The organism is Collinsella aerofaciens (assembly GCF_001405375.1).
Classification (GTDB): domain Bacteria; phylum Actinomycetota; class Coriobacteriia; order Coriobacteriales; family Coriobacteriaceae; genus Collinsella; species Collinsella aerofaciens_F.
On the sequence record NZ_CYYP01000001.1, the window covers coordinates 140,281 to 142,595 of the forward strand.

1 protein-coding gene is annotated in these 2,315 nt (G+C 63.9%); it reads right to left on the reverse strand.

Annotation, left to right across the window (positions count from 1 at the left end):
* Window positions 1-2,297: putative selenate reductase subunit YgfK (gene ygfK / locus ARB25_RS00670; protein WP_055285244.1), on the reverse strand; the 2,297-nt coding region annotated here is incomplete at its 3' end.
* Between the last annotated feature and the right edge of the window lie 18 nt (window positions 2,298-2,315).

Below are 2,315 nucleotides of genomic sequence, written 5' to 3' on the forward strand. Positions count from 1 at the left end.
GCGGAAAGCTCGACGGTCTCGCCCGTGGCGACGGGGCTGCGGCGGCCGCTTGCATCCGGCTCGCCGAGCTCCATAACGTCGCAGGTCAGCACGGAGCCGTTGAGCGCTTTGGGCGCCAGCAGCTCGCAGAACTCAACGCCGTCGGCAAGAGCAAGATCGAGCTCTTCCTCGTCGGCGGGCATCTGCTTCTTGGTGCGGCGATACACCAGGCGCACGTTCTTCACGCCGGCCAGGCGCTTGGCCACGCGGGCCGCGTCCATGGCGGTGTTGCCGGCGCCAATGACCACGACGTCCTCGCCCAGCTCGAGTTTCTCGCCCTTCTTGGCGGCCTCGAGGAACTCCAGCACATCGAGCTCGGCACCCTCGCCCAAGCCCGCAGAGCCGGGCATCCAGGCACCGGTGGCCACGACCACGTCGGTAAAGCCCTGGGCCTTGAGCTCGTCAATGGAATCAACGCGAGCGTTGAGCTGCACCTTGGCGCCAAAGGCCAGGCAGAGCTCGGCATCGTGGGAGATATCGTCGCTCGCAATGCGGAACTCGGGAATCACGTGACGGACCACGCCACCGAGCGAATCGCGGGCCTCAAAGATGGTGACGGGCACGCCGGCACGCGTCAGGAAGAACGCGGTCGCCAGGCCGGCCGGGCCGCCGCCGATAACGGCAACGTTGCGCTCGCCGTCGTTTGCGATGGCCTGGGCGCGCAGCTTGGGCAGCACGGCGGCCATGGCCTCGCGGGCGGCCTTGAGCTTGCTGGCGCGAATCTGGGCGCCCTCGGGCTCGTAGAACGCACGCTCGCAGGCACGGCCGCAGGGATGCGGGCAGATGGTACCGGTGATGAACGGCAGGGCGTTGCGCTCGATGATAATGTTGAGCGCGTCCTCGAAGCGGCCCTCGTCAACAGCCGCCAGATAGGCGGGAATATCCTGCTGGATGGGGCAGCTCGTGCGGCACGGCGTGGTAAAGCAGTCGGAAAGCGGGCTCTTGCCGGCGACCTTGCGGTCGGGCAGCGGGCGCAGCGGCTTCTTGTAGAGCGGGTTGGTGAGCGAGTCGGTCTGGATCGCAGTCACGGCCTCGAGAGAGACGCCCGCGAACGGCTTGCCATCCAGGTCGGTAAACTCGCCAGCCATCTGGCTAAAGCGCTCGTAGCCACCAGGCTTGAGTACGTCGGTCGCCAGGGTGACGGGCCAAATGCCGGCATCGTACAGGGCGCGGATGTTGTAGACCGTAGCACCGCCAGAGTAGCTAATGCGCAGCTTGCCATCGAACTGCTCGGTAATGCGACGGGCGGCCTCGATGGTCAGCGAGAACAGCGAACGGCCGGACATGTACATCTCGGTGGAGGGCAGCTCGTTCCTCGTCACGTCGACGGGGAACGTGTTGGTCAGCTTGACGCCAAACTCCAGGCCGCGCTCGGCACACAGGGCAATCAGACGCTCAAACATGGGCACAGCGTCGACCCACTGCAGATCCTCGCGGAAGTGCGTGTCATCGAAGACGATGTAGTCGAAGCCCAGCTCGTTGAGGCGCTGGCGAGCAAACTCATAGCCCAGCAGCGTGGGGTTGCACTTGATGTAGGTGTTGAGACCCTTCTCGGTAATCAGATAGGTCGCGATGCGCTCGATCTCCGCCGGCGGGCAGCCATGCAGCGTGGACTCGGTAATGGAGTTGGAGACGCGCGCCGGGATGGACTCGACAAACGCGGCATCGACATTCTCAAACTTGTCCAGGTTAGCGAGCGCCCACGTGCGGCACTCGTTCCAAACCTCGGAGCCGCTGGCGTCCTTCATGCCCTCAATGTATGCATCGACCTTGGGGCTCTTGATGCCCTCCAGGTCATAACCCACGGACATGTTGAAGACAAAGCCGTCCGGGCTGCCCAGGCCGTACTCGCGAGCGATCAGGTGGCAGGCAAACCATGCCTTCACGTACTCGGCAAAGGCCTGCGGAACCTCGAGCTCGGTCGACCACTCGCAGTTGTAGCACTCGTCCTGCGCCACGATGCAGGGCTTGTTCACACACTTGGAGAGCCCCTCGCCGTCCATAACCTGAACGGTCTTAAGCTCAAAGAAGCGGGAACCGGCCACATAAGAGGCCACGATGTTCTGGGCAAGCTGCGTGTTGGGACCGGCGGCCGGGCCAAACGGAGTCTCGATGCGCTCGTCAAAAATGGGAAGCGCGCCCTCCTGGTTGGTCGTGACCATCTTGCGCACGCCAAAGACGGCGCCCTGAGTCTTGTGCTCCTCGATGATCCAGTTCATCAGCTGCGAAAACGGGATCGGCCTCATGATGTCGCTCATAGTGGGCTCCTCTCTGTA